Annotated in this window: 21 protein-coding genes; 14 read left to right on the forward strand and 7 right to left on the reverse strand. The window is 53.7% G+C overall.

Annotated features, from left to right (window positions below; all coding sequences use genetic code 11):
- Positions 1–55: 55 nt before the first annotated feature.
- The gene (locus tag ABJM21_RS11525) at positions 56–721 is read right to left on the reverse strand and encodes an SDR family oxidoreductase (RefSeq protein ID WP_348301007.1); all 666 of its coding nucleotides are present in this window, start codon (positions 719–721) and stop codon (positions 56–58) included.
- A 117-nt stretch (positions 722–838) separates the two neighbouring features.
- On the opposite strand from ABJM21_RS11525, the gene ispG reads away from it, so the two are divergent.
- Entirely contained in the window at positions 839–1,975 is a 1,137-nt protein-coding gene (gene ispG, locus ABJM21_RS11530; RefSeq protein WP_348301006.1) for a flavodoxin-dependent (E)-4-hydroxy-3-methylbut-2-enyl-diphosphate synthase, read from the forward strand.
- Between the two features lie 24 nt (positions 1,976–1,999).
- On the opposite strand, the gene ABJM21_RS11535 is transcribed toward ispG, so the two are convergent.
- Positions 2,000–2,752 carry a class I SAM-dependent methyltransferase gene (locus tag ABJM21_RS11535; protein ID WP_348301005.1) on the reverse strand — a complete coding sequence of 251 codons (753 nt, stop codon included), beginning with the start codon at positions 2,750–2,752 and terminating at the stop codon, positions 2,000–2,002.
- Positions 2,753–2,892: 140 nt separating this feature from the next.
- On the opposite strand from ABJM21_RS11535, the gene ABJM21_RS11540 reads away from it, so the two are divergent.
- A complete protein-coding gene (locus ABJM21_RS11540; RefSeq protein WP_348301004.1) occupies positions 2,893–3,186 on the forward strand; it encodes a putative quinol monooxygenase in 294 nt (97 codons plus the stop codon).
- A 4-nt stretch (positions 3,187–3,190) separates the two neighbouring features.
- Here the strand turns inward: ABJM21_RS11540 and ABJM21_RS11545 are convergent, their stop codons facing one another.
- On the reverse strand, positions 3,191–3,700 hold the full coding sequence (locus ABJM21_RS11545; RefSeq protein WP_348301003.1) for an Rrf2 family transcriptional regulator: 510 nt from the start codon (positions 3,698–3,700) through the stop codon (positions 3,191–3,193).
- Between the two features lie 142 nt (positions 3,701–3,842).
- On the opposite strand from ABJM21_RS11545, the gene ABJM21_RS11550 reads away from it, so the two are divergent.
- Genes ABJM21_RS11550 through ABJM21_RS11570 form a run of 5 tightly spaced genes read left to right on the forward strand, consistent with a single transcriptional unit; the run spans position 3,843 to position 8,490 of the window.
- On the forward strand, positions 3,843–4,769 hold the full coding sequence (locus tag ABJM21_RS11550; RefSeq protein WP_348301002.1) for a hypothetical protein: 927 nt from the start codon (positions 3,843–3,845) through the stop codon (positions 4,767–4,769).
- A gap of 58 nt (positions 4,770–4,827) precedes the next feature.
- The gene (locus ABJM21_RS11555; protein WP_348301001.1) at positions 4,828–6,237 is read left to right on the forward strand and encodes an NAD(P)-binding protein; all 1,410 of its coding nucleotides are present in this window, start codon (positions 4,828–4,830) and stop codon (positions 6,235–6,237) included.
- A 1-nt stretch (position 6,238) separates the two neighbouring features.
- A complete protein-coding gene (locus ABJM21_RS11560) occupies positions 6,239–6,730 on the forward strand; it encodes a thioredoxin family protein (protein WP_348301000.1) in 492 nt (163 codons plus the stop codon).
- A 17-nt stretch (positions 6,731–6,747) separates the two neighbouring features.
- Entirely contained in the window at positions 6,748–7,485 is a 738-nt protein-coding gene (gene gspN / locus ABJM21_RS11565) for a type II secretion system protein N (RefSeq protein WP_348300999.1), read from the forward strand.
- Between the two features lie 3 nt (positions 7,486–7,488).
- Positions 7,489–8,490: an LLM class flavin-dependent oxidoreductase gene (locus tag ABJM21_RS11570; RefSeq protein WP_348300998.1), complete on the forward strand. Its 1,002-nt coding sequence runs from the start codon at positions 7,489–7,491 to the stop codon at positions 8,488–8,490.
- On the opposite strand, the gene ABJM21_RS11575 is transcribed toward ABJM21_RS11570, so the two are convergent.
- Together ABJM21_RS11575 and ABJM21_RS11580 are read right to left on the reverse strand one after the other, a co-directional pair.
- Positions 8,487–9,680 carry an acyl-CoA dehydrogenase family protein gene (locus ABJM21_RS11575; protein ID WP_348300997.1) on the reverse strand — a complete coding sequence of 398 codons (1,194 nt, stop codon included), beginning with the start codon at positions 9,678–9,680 and terminating at the stop codon, positions 8,487–8,489. The genes ABJM21_RS11570 and ABJM21_RS11575 overlap by 4 nt on opposite strands.
- A 41-nt stretch (positions 9,681–9,721) precedes the next feature.
- Entirely contained in the window at positions 9,722–10,840 is a 1,119-nt protein-coding gene (locus ABJM21_RS11580) for an acyl-CoA dehydrogenase family protein (RefSeq protein ID WP_348300996.1), read from the reverse strand.
- 190 nt (positions 10,841–11,030) lie between these two features.
- Between ABJM21_RS11580 and ABJM21_RS11585 the strand changes: the two genes are divergently transcribed.
- The 4 genes from ABJM21_RS11585 (at position 11,031) to ABJM21_RS11600 (ending at position 13,300) form a co-directional block, all read left to right on the forward strand.
- Complete coding sequence (locus tag ABJM21_RS11585) at positions 11,031–11,570, forward strand: glycosyl hydrolase 108 family protein (RefSeq protein ID WP_348300995.1); 540 nt, start codon at positions 11,031–11,033, stop codon at positions 11,568–11,570.
- A 180-nt stretch (positions 11,571–11,750) separates the two neighbouring features.
- Positions 11,751–12,164 carry a holin family protein gene (locus ABJM21_RS11590; protein ID WP_348300994.1) on the forward strand — a complete coding sequence of 138 codons (414 nt, stop codon included), beginning with the start codon at positions 11,751–11,753 and terminating at the stop codon, positions 12,162–12,164.
- Between the two features lie 225 nt (positions 12,165–12,389).
- On the forward strand, positions 12,390–12,647 hold the full coding sequence (locus ABJM21_RS11595) for a hypothetical protein (protein WP_348300993.1): 258 nt from the start codon (positions 12,390–12,392) through the stop codon (positions 12,645–12,647).
- A 26-nt stretch (positions 12,648–12,673) separates the two neighbouring features.
- The gene (locus tag ABJM21_RS11600) at positions 12,674–13,300 is read left to right on the forward strand and encodes a hypothetical protein (RefSeq protein WP_348300992.1); all 627 of its coding nucleotides are present in this window, start codon (positions 12,674–12,676) and stop codon (positions 13,298–13,300) included.
- Positions 13,301–13,364: 64 nt separating this feature from the next.
- Here ABJM21_RS11600 and ABJM21_RS11605 read toward each other — a convergent pair whose 3' ends face one another.
- On the reverse strand, positions 13,365–14,831 hold the full coding sequence (locus ABJM21_RS11605) for an ATP-binding protein (protein WP_348300991.1): 1,467 nt from the start codon (positions 14,829–14,831) through the stop codon (positions 13,365–13,367).
- Positions 14,832–14,941: 110 nt separating this feature from the next.
- Between ABJM21_RS11605 and ABJM21_RS11610 the strand changes: the two genes are divergently transcribed.
- Together ABJM21_RS11610 and ABJM21_RS11615 are read left to right on the forward strand one after the other, a co-directional pair.
- The gene (locus ABJM21_RS11610; RefSeq protein ID WP_348300990.1) at positions 14,942–15,202 is read left to right on the forward strand and encodes a hypothetical protein; all 261 of its coding nucleotides are present in this window, start codon (positions 14,942–14,944) and stop codon (positions 15,200–15,202) included.
- Between the two features lie 154 nt (positions 15,203–15,356).
- Positions 15,357–15,944, forward strand: a complete 588-nt coding sequence (locus ABJM21_RS11615; RefSeq protein WP_348300989.1) for a GNAT family N-acetyltransferase — start codon at positions 15,357–15,359, stop codon at positions 15,942–15,944.
- A gap of 83 nt (positions 15,945–16,027) precedes the next feature.
- Here ABJM21_RS11615 and ABJM21_RS11620 read toward each other — a convergent pair whose 3' ends face one another.
- Positions 16,028–16,471 (reverse strand): host attachment family protein, encoded by a 444-nt coding sequence (locus ABJM21_RS11620; RefSeq protein ID WP_348300988.1) that lies wholly within the window; start codon positions 16,469–16,471, stop codon positions 16,028–16,030.
- A 264-nt stretch (positions 16,472–16,735) separates the two neighbouring features.
- Here ABJM21_RS11620 and ABJM21_RS11625 point away from each other — a divergent pair, with 264 nt between their 5' ends.
- Positions 16,736–17,329 (forward strand): hypothetical protein, encoded by a 594-nt coding sequence (locus tag ABJM21_RS11625; RefSeq protein WP_348300987.1) that lies wholly within the window; start codon positions 16,736–16,738, stop codon positions 17,327–17,329.
- Positions 17,330–17,345: the final 16 nt, after the last annotated feature.

Genomic DNA, 17,345 nt, shown 5'->3' on the forward strand with positions numbered 1-17,345 from the left:
TAGCACCAATAATCAGAGCCGCAACCATTGTGCTGTGTTCACGTACCATGAAGAATTACCAAGGGATTTCGCGGCCGCTATAATCATGAAAAGCACCAGTTTGCGCATGATGAAGATTGTCGATAACCTGCCGCATGCCGCTGACGCTTTCTTGCGGGGTCAGGTCGGCATGGGGGCCGCCCATGTCCGTCTGGACCCAGCCGGGATGCATCATCGTGAGTGTCAGGCCTTCATCCTTCCACTGGTTGGACAGCGATTTCCATGCCTGATTCACCGCCGCTTTGCTGCTGCGATAATACATCATTTCGCCGCTTTCATTTTCGGTAATGCTGCCAACCTGGCTCGATATGACCACCATTTTCTTGCCGTTGGACTTGGCGATATTATCTTTCAGCGCATTGGCGAGTTTAACCGGCGCGACGACATTGACGTTCATCAGCTCCAGCCAGCCATCGCGATCAAATTCCTGCGGACCAAATATACCCGCATTGTTGATGTAGAGATCAATCGGTTGATCGCCGAGTTCGTTGGTAAAGCGCTCAACGCTGCTGTCGTTGGCCGCATCCAGTTGCATTGTCTTCGCATTGCCAATTGCGTTCAGCTCTGCTGCCTTTTCCGGTTCTCGCGCCGTACCGATGACGTCCCAGCCGTTATCGGCATATTGCTTGGCCATTTCCAGCCCGAGGCCGCGATTGGCGCCAGCAATTAAAACAGTTCCCATTATGGTTTCCTTTCCAATATTGTGCTTTTTTCAGATGCAGACGCAATCGCCCCTCGCACCGGCGGCATGAAACCGCTATATAGCATGGAACGAGTAATATTGTGACAGGTTCCCATCATGACAGCCGATAATCCTTCCCTGCGTCCATGGCGCGATATAGAGCGCCGCAAAAGCCGCCAGATCATGGTCGGCGACGTGGCTGTTGGCGGAGATGCGCCGATTACCGTGCAGACGATGACCAATACGCTGACGAGCGACCCCAAGGCGACAATTGACCAAATCCGCCGCTGCGAAGAAGCTGGTGTCGATATCATCCGGATCTCCTGTCCCGATGTTGAAAGCACGACAGCGCTGAAACAGATTGTTCGCGCCAGCCGTGTACCGATCGTTGCGGATATCCATTTCCACTATAAGCGCGGGATCGAAGCCGCCGAAGCGGGCGCGGCCTGTCTGCGGATCAATCCCGGCAATATTGGCAGTGCAGATCGGGTCAAGGAAGTGGTCGATGCGGCGAAAGCCAATGGCTGTGCCATCCGTATCGGGGTGAATGCCGGTAGCCTGGAGAAAGATCTGCTCGAAAAATATGGTGAGCCTTGTCCAGAGGCGCTGGTCGAAAGCGCGCTCGACCATATCAAGCTTTTGCAGGACCATGATTTTCACGAATATAAGGTCGCCGTGAAGGCGTCCGATGTGTTTCTCGCTGTTGCCGCTTATTCGCAGCTCGCCGATGCAGTGGATTGTCCGCTGCACCTTGGCATTACCGAGGCAGGCGGCCTGATCGGCGGGACGGTGAAAAGCTCCATCGGCATGGGTAATCTGCTCTGGGCCGGCATTGGCGACACAATTCGCGTCAGCCTGTCCGCCGAGCCAGAAGAAGAAGTGCGCGTAGGCTATGAGATGCTCAAGGCCCTCGGTTTGCGCACCCGCGGTGTCCGCGTCGTGAGTTGCCCAAGCTGCGCGCGGCAGGGCTTTGATGTGATCCGCACGGTGCAAACGTTGGAAGAACGACTGCAGCATATTCGCACGCCTTTATCGCTCTCCGTCCTCGGCTGCGTCGTCAATGGCCCTGGTGAAGCGCGCGAAACCGACATCGGCATAACCGGCGGCGGTGCAGGCAAGCATATGGTGTACCTCTCCGGCGTAACCGATCATCATGTGTCGGACGGCGATATGGTCGACCATATCGTGAAGCTCGTCGAGGCGAAGGCGGCGGAGATCGAAGCGGCAACAGAACAGGCGGAAGCGGCAGAGTAATTATTCGTTCTACATACCCAAGCGTCAACTCCGCTTGGTCCCACAAATTAGATAAGCCATATCCCAGGCAATCGGACTGGCCTTCTGACGCTCTGCAACAAGACGCTCGGTCAGACTATCAGGCTGGATCGTTTCTCGGTCTGCAACCCCGGCCTCTATCACCCTGTCCACCATATAATTGGCGACATCTTCAATCCCTTGATCACTCGCGGAACCCAGCATGATCACCTCTGCTCTATAGTGAGCAATATCCAATGCTGCCTTTTCAAGGAGCTTTGGAAATTCGAGACCCATCGTGATTGTGCCATCCTCTGCGGCAATCATGCGCCACAGCCAGTCATGGGCCTGTCGATGCTGGGGTATCGGCCCCGCCGCAAAGGGCATACCGGTCGCGCTATGTTCCTGAAAGATCATTAAACCATCCGTCTTGAGTAATGCCGTCAACCGCCGCACTGTCTCTGCAGCATCCGGCAGATACATTAATATCCGGCGGCCGACGATGGCATCGAAAGGCTCCCAGTCCGGCAAGCTTCCGGAAAGATCAACATTCTCATAGGTGATGCTGGCCTGCTCCGGTTCAGCAGGTTGGCTTCTGGCGTCTGCAAGGCGATCCTCATTGCTATCAACTCCATGAACATGTCCATTCTTCCCCAGCAACTGAGCCAGTTCGCGCGTTAAAATGCCATTTGCGCAACCAATATCCAGAACCCGCATACCTGGTTCCATACCGGCATCACGCAAAAATCGTGATGTCGGGGCATTGCTTGGATTAATCATAGACACCTCTTTTTAAATGATATGGTATATCATAACCTCAATAAATTTCGATTCAAGTATTTTTTGGGCTTGCAAAGGCATGGGAACGGGTTGAAAATGGCGGCATAGCGGGGGCCAATTAAGCACTAAGTCTGGAACTTATGACCAACACCCTATTCGGTTTCGCCAAAATCACCCCTAAATCCACACATTATAGAGACGCACAGAACGCGATCCTTGCCATTGTTGAAGAAACCCGCGCCGAGCCGGGTTGCATTCAGTTCACTGTCTTGGCCGATCCGGATCAGGAGCATATCTTCCTCTATGAAGAATGGCGGGATGAAGCAGCCCTGAAAGAGCATCATGGCAAGCCTTATACCAAGGCGGTTATGGATAATTATGAAACCTGGCTGGCCGAACCCCTGCGGTTTGAGACGATGGCCAAGCTCATATAACTGGCTAGGCGCTTTTCTCGCTCAGCGGTTCGGCCTCTGCATTGAGCCAGTTCACCATGGCAAGTAGATGATGCGGCTCTGAATCATTGACGACCTGACCAGCCAGATCAGCCAGTGAGATCGCCGACAGACTTTCCCGAAAAGCCTGTTCCGCAGACGCAAAGGCAGCGGCTATCTGGCAGGGTCGTTTACAGTCTTTGGGCTTCAGTCCGCATGGTCCGTTTTGGCGGATTTCGGTGCACCGGAATGCCGGACCTTTGCCATCGACCGCTGCGGTAATGTCCCATAGCGATATCTCGTCAGCCGGTTTGGCGAGGCGGTAACCACCATGCGCGCCGCGTGATGTTTTTGTGATCCCGGCCTTGCTTAAGGCCTGTAGCTGCTTCGCCATATAGGGCGCCGGCACACCATGATATCGGGCCAAAGCTTCGGCCTTCAAGCCGCGACCAGCGGGAAGTCCATTCAGCAACGCGGCCGCGTGCGCCGCCCATTCAACACCTTTGGAAATCTGCATAAGCTACCTGCTTTATATTATATTCCGATATTTCATATCCGAATAGCGCAGCTACGGCAATTTCCCGAATCCACATTGACAATGTTTTTAATTCGGATATTTATTGTCTGAATATAGATGGAAGCAAAGAGGAGTATTTGTCATGCAGACCGGAAAACCCGATTTTCTGGATAGACTAGCGCAGTTTTTGGTCATCGCGGTTGGAATATCCACATTGTTTTTCGGCCTGTTCATGATCATCAGTCCGCTTGACTGGTACACCGCGATTCCCACTGTCATCACCACCGGTCCGCCCAATAAGCATTTCATCCGCGATATCGGGATCGCCTATGGGGCCTGTGGGATTATCCTGCTTTATGCTGGTGCCAGTCTCCATATGCGTTGGCTAGGCGCGCTGGCAGGCGCGCTGTGGCTTTCTCTGCATGGCGTCCTCCATATCTATGAAGTGGCGGCCGGAATTTGTTCACCAGATATTTTCTGGGCTGATGCGCCGGGTGTGCTCGGCCCGCCGCTGCTGGTGCTGGCCGCCCTCGCCATCCTGTTCTTCCGCCAGCGGATAGTACCAGCGGGCGTGCCAGACCGCTTGTTTCTGGCGATGGTGGACCGGATGTCGCCGGGCGAAAGCGCCTATTTTCACGAAATCGCAAGTGCGCCAGGGCATATGCTGGAGAAACTCAAGCATTTCATGCCAGCCAGCAATCATCGCTATGAAGCGAGCGCGGGGCTGTTGTCCGCTGCGCGAATTGGCGCGACGCTCGTCGAGGATTGTGGTCCCTGCGCAATCACCGCTGCGCAAGGCGCACTGGCGGAAGGCCTGCCGCGAGACGAGGTCAACGCCATGCTGGCGGGCAAGCTATCCGGCGACAACAAACTGGCTTTTGATTTCGCTCAGGCCATTGCCCATCAATCTGCGGAAGCGGATGATCTGGGGCTGCGCATTGAGCAACAGTTCGGGCGCCCGGTCCGGCGGGAACTAGCCATGGTCGCGGCGATGGTCAGGGCTTATCCTGCCATGAAACGCGGCCTCGGTCTTACAACCGCTTGTTCTCTGACACGCCTAGAAGTTTGATTGCCCTTCGCGTCCGAAATCATTAGGGATTTTAAGAAGGACGTGAAGGAAAGACACCATGGCGACTGCCGAAACGGATTATCTAATTATCGGCAGCGGTGCCGTGGGCATGGCTTTTGCCGATACACTGCTGGATGAGAGCGATGCGCATATCACGATTGTCGACCGGCATGGCAAACCGGGCGGTCACTGGAATGATGCCTATCCCTTTGTGTCCCTGCATCAGCCATCTGCCTTTTATGGTGTGAACTCGACCGAGTTGGGCAGCGGTGCGATTGACAAGACCGGTTTGAACAAAGGCTATTATGAACTGGCTACCGGTACGGAGGTAAACAGCTATTTCGAAAAGGTGATGCACCAGCGCTTCTTGCCGAGCGGACGGGTGAGCTATCATCCGATGAGTGATTATCTGGGGGACGGCAAGTTTGTGTCTTTGCTCTCGGGCAAGGAAACCCAGATCAACATCCGTAAAAAGGTCGTGGACGCGACCTATTACGGCACCACCGTTCCATCCACCCATATACCGAAATTTGAGGTGAAGGACGGCGCGCAGATGATCCCGCCCAATGCGTTGCCACAGCTTTGGCAGGGCACGGGACCACGGCCCAAGAAGTTTGCTATCCTCGGTGCGGGCAAGACCGCGATGGATGTCGGTGTCTGGTTGCTGCGTTCCGGCGCTGATCCGGATGACATAATCTGGGTTTGCCCGCGCGATAGTTGGCTGCTCAATCGGAACAATACCCAGCCCGGTCAGGAATTTTTCCACGAAACCATTGGCGGCCAAAGGGATTTGATGGCGGCGCTGGCAGCAGCAGAAACTACCGATGATCTATTCCTGCGCCTCGAAGCATGCGGCGTCATGTTGCGCATTGACCCAGACGCGAAACCTAGCATGTTTCATTATGCTACCATCTCGCAAGGCGAAGTCGATATCTTGCGACAGATTAAAAATGTCGTGCGCATGGGTCATGTCGAGACCATTGATCAGGGCGGCATGCACCTGAAAGAGGGTGACTATCCGATGCCAGCGGAAACGTTGTACATTGATTGTACCGCCACAGCTGTCGAACGCCGCCCAGTGGTCCCGCAATTTCAGGACGGCTTGATCACACTGCAAATGATCCGCGTGCCGCAACCAGCGTTTAGTGCTGCTCTCTCGGCATTTCTCGAAGTCACTTATGATGATGACGAGACCAAGAACCGCCTGGGAAAACCCATTCCCTTGCCCGATGGCATAGATACATATCCCGCCGCAACGATGGTCAATATGATGAACCAGTTTCAATGGTCGCAAGACAAGGTCGTCAACAAATGGATCACGCAAAGCAGGCTCGACGGCTTTGGTAAAATGATCTTTGGCGTATCTCCTGATGATGAAGAGAAGATGGCAATATTGGGCGAGTTCCGGACCAATGCTATGGCGGCCATGGGTAACCTTCCAAAACTAATCGCACAGGCAGGCAGCTAAAATGCTGAAATATTTTTTCCTGGCCGCAGGATTGTTGTTAGCAACACCCACTCTTGCGGCCCCCGATAAGGATGACACTGCTGCGGAACACCCGGAAGCCAAACCTTATAAAAAGAACGCCAAGGCATCACAAGAAGTCGATGCCGCGCTGGCCCGCGCTGTGGCGGCGGACAAGCGTGTGCTGGTCGTCATGGGCGCCAACTGGTGCCATGATAGTCGCGGGCTGGCCGGATGGTTTGAAAATCCGCGCTTTGCCGAGATGCTCAATCCCAAATATGAGATTGTCTATGTCGATGTTGGGTATCGCGACCGCAATATCGATATCGCCCAGCGTTTTGGCATTAATCAGATTAAGGGCACACCGACCGTGCTCGTCCTCTCACCACGCGGCGCGTTGCTCAATCCCAAGTCCGCGCCAACATGGCGCAATGCCGCGAGCCGCGACGAAGCGGATATTTATACGTATTTTGATCAGTTTACGCCTGAGCTATAATAGTGGATCTGAGATAAATGGGAAAGCAGGTGCCGCGCACTTTGATCTATATTCTGATTGTCATCGGGCTGATAATATTGGCGCTTGTCTTCATGCCGCTGAAGCTCGCGGTGAGCATGGCCGGTCTGGAAAACTCGAAATTTTCTGCACGCGAGATTAGCGGTAGCATCTGGAACGGTCGTGTAGAAAAAGCACAGCTTGGACCTTTTGCGCTGGGTGACCTGGACGCAGGCGTGCAGTTTTTTCCTTTGCTGACTGGCAAGGTAAAGATGGATCTGGAACGCCCTGCTGTTGCGGGCGACGGTGGACTAACCGCCACCATCGGTAAGCAAGGCAACAGCCTGTTGGTTGAAAACGCCACCACGGTCCTAAGCGTCGGTGGGCAACTTGCACCGCTGCCGGCATCTAATATTGCACTAGATAATGTCAGCGCAGCCTTTGCTGGTGGTCGTTGTCAATCCGCCAGCGGCAAAGTGCGATTGTCTCTGGATGCCAATATTCCGGGACTGGATCTCAAACAGGGCCTACTCGGCAACGCGATGTGTGAAGATGGCGTACTTGTTCTACCGCTAAAAAGCGGGTCGGGTATGGAACAATTGACAATGAAACTCGAAGGCAATGGCTTTTATACGGCGCGTTTGTTCCTAAATGGAAACGAGCGGGCTTGGACAGTCCTGCTCCCCACCCTGGGTTTTCAGGCAGTACCGGGCGGTTATGCCATTAAAGTAGCCGGTCAATTGGGGCAAAAGAGGTAGATGATGAGCAAAGCCGTGAAATTTTCCATTCTTGATCTATCGCCGGTGCCGCAAGGTTCTGATGTCAAAACTGCATTGGACCGCTCGCTAGCCTTGGCGCAGCATGGTGAAGCCCTGGGCTTTGAACGGTTCTGGATGGCCGAACATCATGGCATGGCCGGGATTGCCAGCGCGGCGACATCGGTGGCGCTCAGTCATATTGGCGCAGGCACGAAGACCATCCGCATTGGCGCCGGCGGGATCATGCTGCCCAATCATGCGCCGATGGTGATTGCCGAACAATTCGGAACGCTGGAGGCGCTTTTCCCCGGCCGCGTTGATCTCGGCCTTGGCCGTGCACCGGGTTCCGATCAGCGCGTGGCTCAAGCCATGCGGCGCAACCTCAACACCGATCCTAATCAGTTTCCACGCGACGTCGTCGAACTCCAAGCGCTGCTTGAAGGCGACCCGGCACTGGGCATTCAGGCGACACCCGGTGCAGGCGCGAAAATCCCGCTTTATATATTGGGCAGCAGCCTGTTCGGTGCGCAGCTCGCTGCCGCTCTTGGCCTGCCTTATGCCTTTGCTTCTCATTTTGCGCCGCAAGCGCTCGATGAAGCGCTGGCCATTTACCGTCGTGATTTCAAACCATCGGCGCAATTGGCGGAGCCTTATGCGATGTGTGGCTTCAATATCTTCGCGGCCGATACGGATGACGAAGCCGAACATCTCGCGACATCAATGATGCAAAGTTTCGTGGCGCTGCGCACGGGCAATCCCGGCAAACTGCCGCCGCCAGTCGAAGGCTATCGCGAAAGCCTGCCGCCGCAGGCTCAGTCCATGCTCGCCCAGATCATGCAAGGCAGCGCCGTTGGGGCGCCCGATGCAGTGCTTAGTGGCGTCCGCGCCTTTCTCGATCGCACACAGGCTGATGAGCTGATCGTCTGCGGCTCGATCTTCGATCAAGCCGCGCGCGAAAAATCTTATGGTTTAGCCGCTGAAGTCCGCGACCTGATCGCCGCCTAGAAAGCAGAGAAAGGCTTGTCCTTGTCGACCCGCACATCCTGCGGCAGGCCCAGCACGCGTTCTGCGATAATATTTTTCAGGATCTCGTCCGTGCCGCCGGCAATCCGTAGACCCGGCGCCCACATGAAGCTTTCCTGAAAAATCGCATCCGCTGGCGCATGATCCTTGTCGGAGATAATCCCGTAATGATCCTGCATCTCGATCGCGCTATTACAGATGTCCTGCAAATGATTGGCGGTGATCACCTTGCCGATTGAGTTTTCCGGCCCCGGCGTTTCGCCTTTCGACAAAGCCGTCTGGGTACGGAACTTGGTCAGCTTGTAACCCTGCGCCGCGACATACCAGTCAGCCAATTTCGCACGGAATGCCTGATCGCTCATTGAACCGGAGGACCGCGCATAGTCCATAATCTCTGCCCAATCCGGTCCCGGAGACCCGCCAACGGCCAGCCGTTCGTTCATCAGCGTGACCAAAGCAACCTTCCAGCCCATGCCGGGTTCGCCCAGCCGGTCGCTGTCGGGAATACGGACATCGGTGAAATAAACCTCGTTAAACTCGCTACCACCAGAAGCCTGATGGATCGGGCGCACATCAACGCCTTCCTGCTTCATGTCGACGATGAACATGGTCAGGCCTTTATGTTTAGGCACATCAGGATCGGTGCGGACCAATAATATGCCATAGTCCGAATAATGCGCACCGGAGGTCCAGACCTTCTGGCCATTTATCACCCAATCATCGCCGTCCTTGACCGCCTTGGTTTTCAGACCAGCGACGTCCGAACCAGCTGCTGGTTCAGAGAAAAGCTGACACCAGATTTCTTCACCGAACAGTGCTTTTTGGACATAACGCTGCTTATGCTCATCAGAACCAAAAGCGATGACAGTGGGGACACACATACCAAGGCCAATGGCAAAGGGGCCAGTCGGCGCATCAAATTTACCTTCTTCCTGATTCCAGATGACCTGCTGCATTGACGATCCACCGCGTCCGCCAATTTCCTTTGGCCAGGTGATCTGCGCAAACTGATTCTCGGCTTTAACTTTCTGCCAATCCTTTGCGCGCTTCAGATAATCTTCGCGCCGGCCAGAGCGGATCGCCGCTGCCTTTTTGGGTTCAAGATGCTGACTCAGAAACGCGTTGGCTTCTGCTCGGAACGCCGCTTCTTCTTGTGTGTCGGTAAAATCCATTTTCTTCGTCCCTACCTTTATCGTGTTACGTCTTAATCTGATTACGCGGCGTTTTTGGCTTCAAGCGCCGAAACAAGCTTCTCTTTCCAAACCGCCGGACTGCCTGCCTGCACTGCCAGCAATTTGGCGCGGCGATAATAGAGGTGGCAATCCACCTCCCAGGTAAAGCCCATGCCGCCATGGGTCTGGATATTTTCTTTACTGGCAAACCAGAAAGCTTCGGACGCCGCGACCCGCGCCGCCGCAGCCGCTTCCGGCAATTCAGCTGCGTCGGTAGAAAGAGCCCAAGCGCCATAATAGGCGTTGGAACGCGCCACTTCATTTTTCACATAGATATCAGCGAGCTTATGCTTGATTGCCTGATTGCCGCCAATTGGCCGACCAAAAGCATGACGTTCCTTGGCATAGTCTGTAGCCATTTCCAGACAACGAGATGCCCCGCCCAATTGTTCAAAAGCGAGCAAGACTGCCCCACGGTTCATTAATTGATCCAAAACCGCCATGCCGTTGCCAGTCTCATGCCCCAGTCGTGCAGCAGACGCCCCGCTGAATTTAATCTCTGCATGGCTACGGGTGGGCTCGATCGTTTTCAGCGATTTGCGTGATAAATTGTCCTGATCCAATGCCGCTATATAAAGGCCGGTGCCGCTGCCTTCTTTGGCAAGCACAACAGCATGGGTCGCAATGTCTCCATCGGTCACGGGTACTTTGGTTCCAGAAAGAGCTCCGTCCTTTGCGGTCGTTTGAACAGAAGAAGCAGACAGCGCGCCCGGTCCTTCGGTCGTCGCCAAACACCCAACAATCGAACCGTCGGCTACTTTAGGCAACCATTCGGCTTTCTGCTCGTCAGTGCCAGCCAGCTTAATCGCTTCGGCAAAGAAAAAAGCCGATGATCCGAACGGCACCGGCGCGAGCACCCTGCCCAACTCTTCTGCAATCACACAGAGTTCCAACATGCCAAGACCAAGACCCCCAAATTCTTCGGGAATAGCGGCGCCTAGCCAGCCCATTTCGACAATTTTCTGCCAGACCTCATCATTATGACTCATCGCGTCATCGTCGAGCACCGCGCGCACATGGGCACTGGTACACTGGGCTTCGAGAAATTTGCGTGCTTCATCACGCAGGAATTTTTGATCATCAGAAAAATCAAAGTTCAATCTACCAACTCCTAAATATTATTTTTGCAGCGCGATTCAGCCAACGAATCGCTTGGCCAAAGTTGAGTATGAATAGGCCCGAACGGAGTTAATCAGTCAATTAAATTCCTCGCTGACCATCTCACTCTTTCCTACATATAACCAAATAGGTTATTTGAAGACTTTCCCCATATAGAGAAAGGTAGAAAAGATGAATATCGACAAACTGATTGATGATGTGATCGCCATAGAAGGTGACTATTCCAACCATCCGGCGGATCGCGGTGGCCCCACCCGCTGGGGCGTAACGGAGATGGTGGCACGCCGCCATGGCTATGCTGGCGATATGCGGTATTTTCCTTATGATCAGGCGGCGGCCATATATAAGCGCAATTATTGGTTGCGCCCGGGCTTTGATAAAATCGCTACACACGCTCTGCGGTTGGCAGAAGAATTATTCGACACTGGCATTAACATGGGGTCTGGGATTGCGACCGGCTTTTTGCAAAGGGCGCTCAATGCGCTGAATCGTAATGGCCGGGATTTTTCCGACCTTAAGGTTGATCGAAAAATCGGGCCGCAGACTATCGCCGCCCTGGAACAATTTCTGAAAAAACGCGGCACGAGTGGTGAGACAGTTTTGTTGAAGGCTGTGGAGGCGCTTCAAGGCGAACGCTATATCAAACTGGCTGAACAACGCCCCGCCAATGAGGCCTTTCTCTATGGCTGGCTCGCCAATCGGATCGGGTGAACAGGCCCGCCAAGTTATCACCAATAGTATGTGTGTACTTTGTGAACTTCGTAGCTGCGCATGGTCCGGCTCTATTCAACCGAAACGAAAAATACCGGAAATACCGCCTTTCGTAGTGAGAACTATGTGAACTTTGCGGATTTACCGCTCCCCCCTCCCTAATTCAAAAAGGAACAGAATATGTCTCTACTCTCCACTCTCATCGGTCCCATTTCCAAAATTATCGACAAGATCATTCCCGACAAGCAGGCGCGCGACCTTGCAAAGCTCGAGCTTCTCAAACTCGAGGGCAGTCAGGAAATGGAGCAAGTCCGGATCCAGATATCTGCAATATTAGCAGAGGCACAATCTGCCGATCCCTGGACGAGCCGGGCTCGGCCGAGTTTTCTCTATGTTATGTATCTTTTGCTGCTGTGGTCGATACCCATGGGCATCATTGCCGCGATCAGACCAGAAACAGCCAAAGATATTGCCAGCGGCATGAACGCCTATCTCGCCGGTATTCCCGAACCGCTCTATGCCTTATTTGGAACGGGCTATCTCGGTTACACGGTCGCGCGCCAGTGGGGGAAAATCCGTGGTGCAGAGAAATAGGCACGGAAATCAGCAGAGAATCAGGGTGATTCATCGCCCAAAAAATGAGCAATTAACTATTTTACTGCCTAAAAAACCCTCAATTTCTGCCATTTTTTTGAATAACGTACAAATAGACTTGCCATGTCCATAACTTTGCAGATAGAGGGGAAAGTCTAGTTCATTCCAAAGGGGATATTTTAATGTCTAACGAAACAAGTTTCCGCAAAATGCTGGCAGTAGCTGGTGGTCTTGCTCTTGCAGTTCCTGCTCTTTCAGCATGTGCTGAGCAAGCTGAAGATGCTGCTGCTGCTGCAGAATGTGCCGCTGAGTGTGCTGCATGTGCCGCTGGTTGTGCTGCTGAAGCTGCTGGCTGTGCTGCATGTGCCGCTGGTTGTGCTGCTGCATGTGCCGCTGGTTGTGCTGCTGAAGCTGCTGGTTGTGCCGCTGAAGGCGCTGCATGTGCCGCTGGCGACGCTGCTTGTGCCGCTGCAGACGCAGTAACCGAGTAAGCTTAAGCTTATTCAGCATTGGAAAATGCATTAGAAAGGCTGTTTGAGCTCACGGGCCAGATAGCTAAAGAGGGCGTCTCGCTAGTACCCAGAGTGGTACCGGCAGACGCCCCTTTCGTTCAGTACGAACATTACCCAAAGGGCGACTGTGTTGCACCCGGCAACAAGTCTCGCTGGTTCTACCATGCGCACAAGCCCGAGGAACGGGAAGAAGGCGAACATGGCCATTTTCACATGTTCCTGCCGCTGGACATGTTTAAAGGCGTAGACGCGCTTTACGAACCACCCAAAAAACTGCCCAATGGCAAGCCGACACAAGGCGTTGTCCATTTTGGTGCCTTAAGCTTCGGCCTGGACGGCATGCCGCTCAGTTGGTTCACGACCAATTATTGGGTTACCTACGAATATTTCATGCCCGCCGAAGCCATTGCCTCGCGGCTCAAACTATTCTCCATGAAAAAAGCGCCAGGCGATCCGCTGGTCAACGATTGGCTGACTGCCGCCGTTTCGGTTTTCCACGATCCGATCATCGAAATGCTCCAGCAACGCGACAAGCATCTTGCCGAAAAGAAGGCAGAACTGGGCGATGCGGTTTTCGAGAATAAAACAGTCGAGATCATGTCCCGCCAGGCTTTTGATCTTTAAGTCTGAAAATCAAAAGCTGACAGGCAGAGCCATTATATTCGGTGCTTCACAAAGATAGGTACGCCTATTCCGCCTCCGTACTAAGACCCAGCTGCGGAATACCAATGGAACGTCTTCCGCCAAAATCGGCACGAACAACGACAGCACCTTGCTTCTCCATATATTCGACCAACCGGCGGATACGGCCCGGCGATCGCGTACCATAGGCATGGCCAAGAGCTTCGTCATCGGGACATGGGTTACCCTCCATGGCGGCGCGCGCGATTTGCAGGAAAGGAGCGGCCATATCTTCGGGCAACTGCCCTGCTGCTTTCAGAATGTCTTCCCAACGCGGTTCGGTGGGATCGAGTATCCCGCCTTTTGCCAAAGCAAACCGGCGGCGAAAATCAGCGAGTTCCAGAGGCACCGTGGCAAGCTGTTGCATCCGGCATCGGACCGAGAAATCCTGATATAACAAAGCATCCGGTTGATAGGCACTGTTGGTATCAGCAAGCATTTCCTCCAAAATATCTACGATAGCTGCCTCGATGTCGGCAGCATCCGCCTTAACCTCTTCGCTCATATCATCAGATGCAGACGCCGCTTCGGCTAGGTCCGGTGTGGCGATACGGCGAATCAACTCCTCGGCGGCAACCGGTTGTGGCTCGGGCTGAGGTTGAACCGGCACCGGGTCGGTTTCCATTTCGGCAAATAGCATGGATCGTAAATTCTCTGGCTCAGCCTCTGGCATAGGCAAGAGGCTATGCGTGCCCATACGCGCGCTGGTTTGCGTCGACCCAATTTTCATGGATATTGGTCGCCGCGATATCGCTGGACCAAGGCCAAGGAAACACCCTCGCTCCAAATCCCTGATGCGTTCGGCTTGTCTGCGTTCCATACCCAATAAGTCGGCCGCGCGCGCCATATCAATATCCAGGAAGGTGCGTCCCATCAGGAAATTACTGGCCTCAGCAGCCACGTTTTTTGCCAGCTTGGCAAGCCTCTGGGTCGCAATTGCGCCAGCTAGCCCACGTTTACGCCCGCGGCACATGAGATTGGTCATTGCGCCCAGGCTCGAACGGCGAACGATATCCGGAACATCTCCTGAAACGGCGGGCGCGAACATCTGCGCTTCGTCGACTACCACCAATGCGGGATACCAATGATCACGCGGCGCATCGAACATGGCATTGAGAAAGGCCGCGGCACAGGTCATTTGCGCTTCGAGCTCCAGCGCTTCCAAATTGAGTATGATCGACGCGCGGTGCTCCCTTATGCGAGTGCCCATCGTCGCGATTTCCTGCTCATTATAGTCGCCCGCATCGATCACAACATGATTATAGGCATCGGCCAAGGTGGCAAAATCACCTTCGGGATCAATCACCACTTGTTGAACAAGATGAGCGCTTTCTTCAAGCAAACGGCGAAGAAGATGCGACTTGCCGGAACCTGAATTGCCCTGAACGAGCAAGCGCGTCGCCAGCAACTCTTCAATATTTATGTGCACGGATTGCCCCGTGTCATCGGTTCCTATTTCTATACCAGCATTCACATGGCGGCCCTACCCAGAAGGTTATGAACTTTCAACAGATGGAACGAGCTCAAACCCGGTATTTTGCGACTATGTTGCGAATAGACTGGGGATAGATTAGATCGACCTGCATGGATTTCGATGATCAATTGCAACGCTATTTCGGTACCACCGACCTTTCGTCGGTCCGCGCAGAGGCGATGAATGCCGGCCTCGAACGGATGCGCGTCGATCTGGGACTGGAAACTGATCGTGGGCGGCGCTTTGCCTTATGGGCTGTCCTGTATATGCTTGGCTCTGCGCCGGATCTCGACAGCAGTTTCGAAGATGAGGCAGATCGCAACACAGCGCGTGACTTTATGGATTTGATGGCCCGCGCTCAGGGCAATTAATCGCACCACCATTGGCGGGATGGAAAACATGAACAGCCGCGACCTTCCCTCTGGTTACCAAGATAGGGATCATTACGGATAACCGAACTGGACTCTAGGGATCATATTTGCCGGATCACCCCATCCCGACAATATGACCAAGAGGAAATCCGCTATGTCAGTTTCGAGAAAAAACGCGCCAACACCAGAGCATCACGAAAGCCATGATTTAATTGTCAGCAACAGCATCCCCCTCACAACCAATACTGGTTTTGAATTTCATGTCCGCCCAGTCGAGCCGGAAGACAAAGAAGCTCTAAGGAAGTTTTTTGCCAATGTTTCGAAGGAAGACCTGCGTTTTCGTTTTTTATCGAGCATGCCAGAAGTGAGCAATTCTATTTTGGATAGCATGATCAATGTCGATCACGAGCATAAGGAGGACTATATAGCCCTCGACATTGACGACAAAACGATCATCGCCAGTGCCATGATTGGCGCCAATGCGGATCGGTCGGAGGCCGAGGTCGCCATTGTAACCCGCTCTGATTACAAACATCGCGGAATGAGTTGGACCTTCCTAGAATATGTCACCAGCGCAGCTAGGCAAAGTGGCATCAAGAAGCTTCAATCCATCGAGAGCCGTCAGAACCATGAGGCGATCGAGCTGGAACGAGAAATGGGATTCACTGTCCAAAGTTATCCCGGCGATGCGACTCTCATGTTGCTGGAATTCGACCTTACCGCCAGCAATACTGACGCCTGAAGACAAGCCATCGTCCATCGTCGTTGCAACAACGCCATCGGGGCTTGTGAACAGTCAGGTCCCGATGGTTCTATATAGCCATGCTAAACGTCATGCTTCTCAAGCGTCTTGGCCAAAGGTTCCGCCTCATGCGGACCAAAGGCTTTAGCAATTTCGGCGAGCAATTTTTGACTGGTTTCCGGCTTGAGGTTTTGGCGGATCACACCCAATGCCCGGGGGGCGGCGACCAGCACCAGACCAACTTTGGCATCCCGAGCGATCTGATCAATACGCTCGGCAGCTTCCCGCGCAAAGCGGTCTTCGGCCTGTTGATGCAAGTCAGTCTGCTCATAGGCGCCTTTGCGCGGTGTTGTACTTTGGGAGCTTCGGCCAGGCCGGTCCGTGCCTAGTTCAGATGACCGGGGTGAAGGATCCTGATGTTCCTCAACAAGTTCCAACGCGGGCTTGAAGGCTTCACCAACATTCCGAAAAATCGACATGCGTGACCCATCGACCGCGACGATCAAACTACCATTGCGTATTAGCACATTTTTTTCCTGTTTTAGATTTCCAGATCAATGCTGCAGGTGAAACCGCAGCGTTGTAAATCACGTTACGATAGCAAGGGCCAGAGCTGCGATAAGTATTGTTACTGAACAAATGCCCGTGACCTTTATTGAAACCTTGAAAATAGTGCATTCACCAAAATAGGGTTCCATCTCCGAACAAATACGTAAAGACACAAGACGCCTGCCTGTGGAGATTGCATCATCTGGTTCTGACCAGCTGTCCAATTTTAAAGGAGGAAAATAATGGCCCCAATGCTCAATATTCGTAACTACGCTACAAAGATTACGGCGTTGATGCTAACGCTTGTGCTTGTCGCCTGTGCGACTGCCACTCCATATCAGCCAAATATTTACGGGCAGAAAGTCTCAGGCGGGTATTCGGATAAGCGTCTGACTGATGATCGCTACCGGGTGGATTTTGCGGGCAATATCTTCACGTCGCGCGACCGGGTGGAGGGTTATTTGCTCTACCGCGCAGCCGAACTAACCGATCAAAACGACTATGACTGGTTCATGCTGATCGACCATACGACCGAACGCGACCGGCGCACCTATGTCGATCGTTCTCCTCGCTATGATCCTTGGTATGGCACGGGCTATGGTTATTGGCGGCCGCACTGGCGCTATTATCGCGGGAATGTCTGGACGACCTGGCATCCCTATGGCGGCTATCGTTTCTGGTCCTATGATGTCGATGTGCGGACGGTCGAAAAATTCGAAGCCCATGCCGAGATAAAAATGGGTAGCGGCCCGGCGCCAGAAGATGGTCAGCGGGTGTTTAATGCTCGCGAGGTCCTGGCGGATCTGGGGCCAACGATCGAGCGGCCAAAAAGCTGATCGTTCAAGGCGCGCC

The sequence above is a fragment of the Parasphingorhabdus sp. genome, from assembly GCF_039977335.1.
GTDB lineage: Bacteria > Pseudomonadota > Alphaproteobacteria > Sphingomonadales > Sphingomonadaceae > Parasphingorhabdus.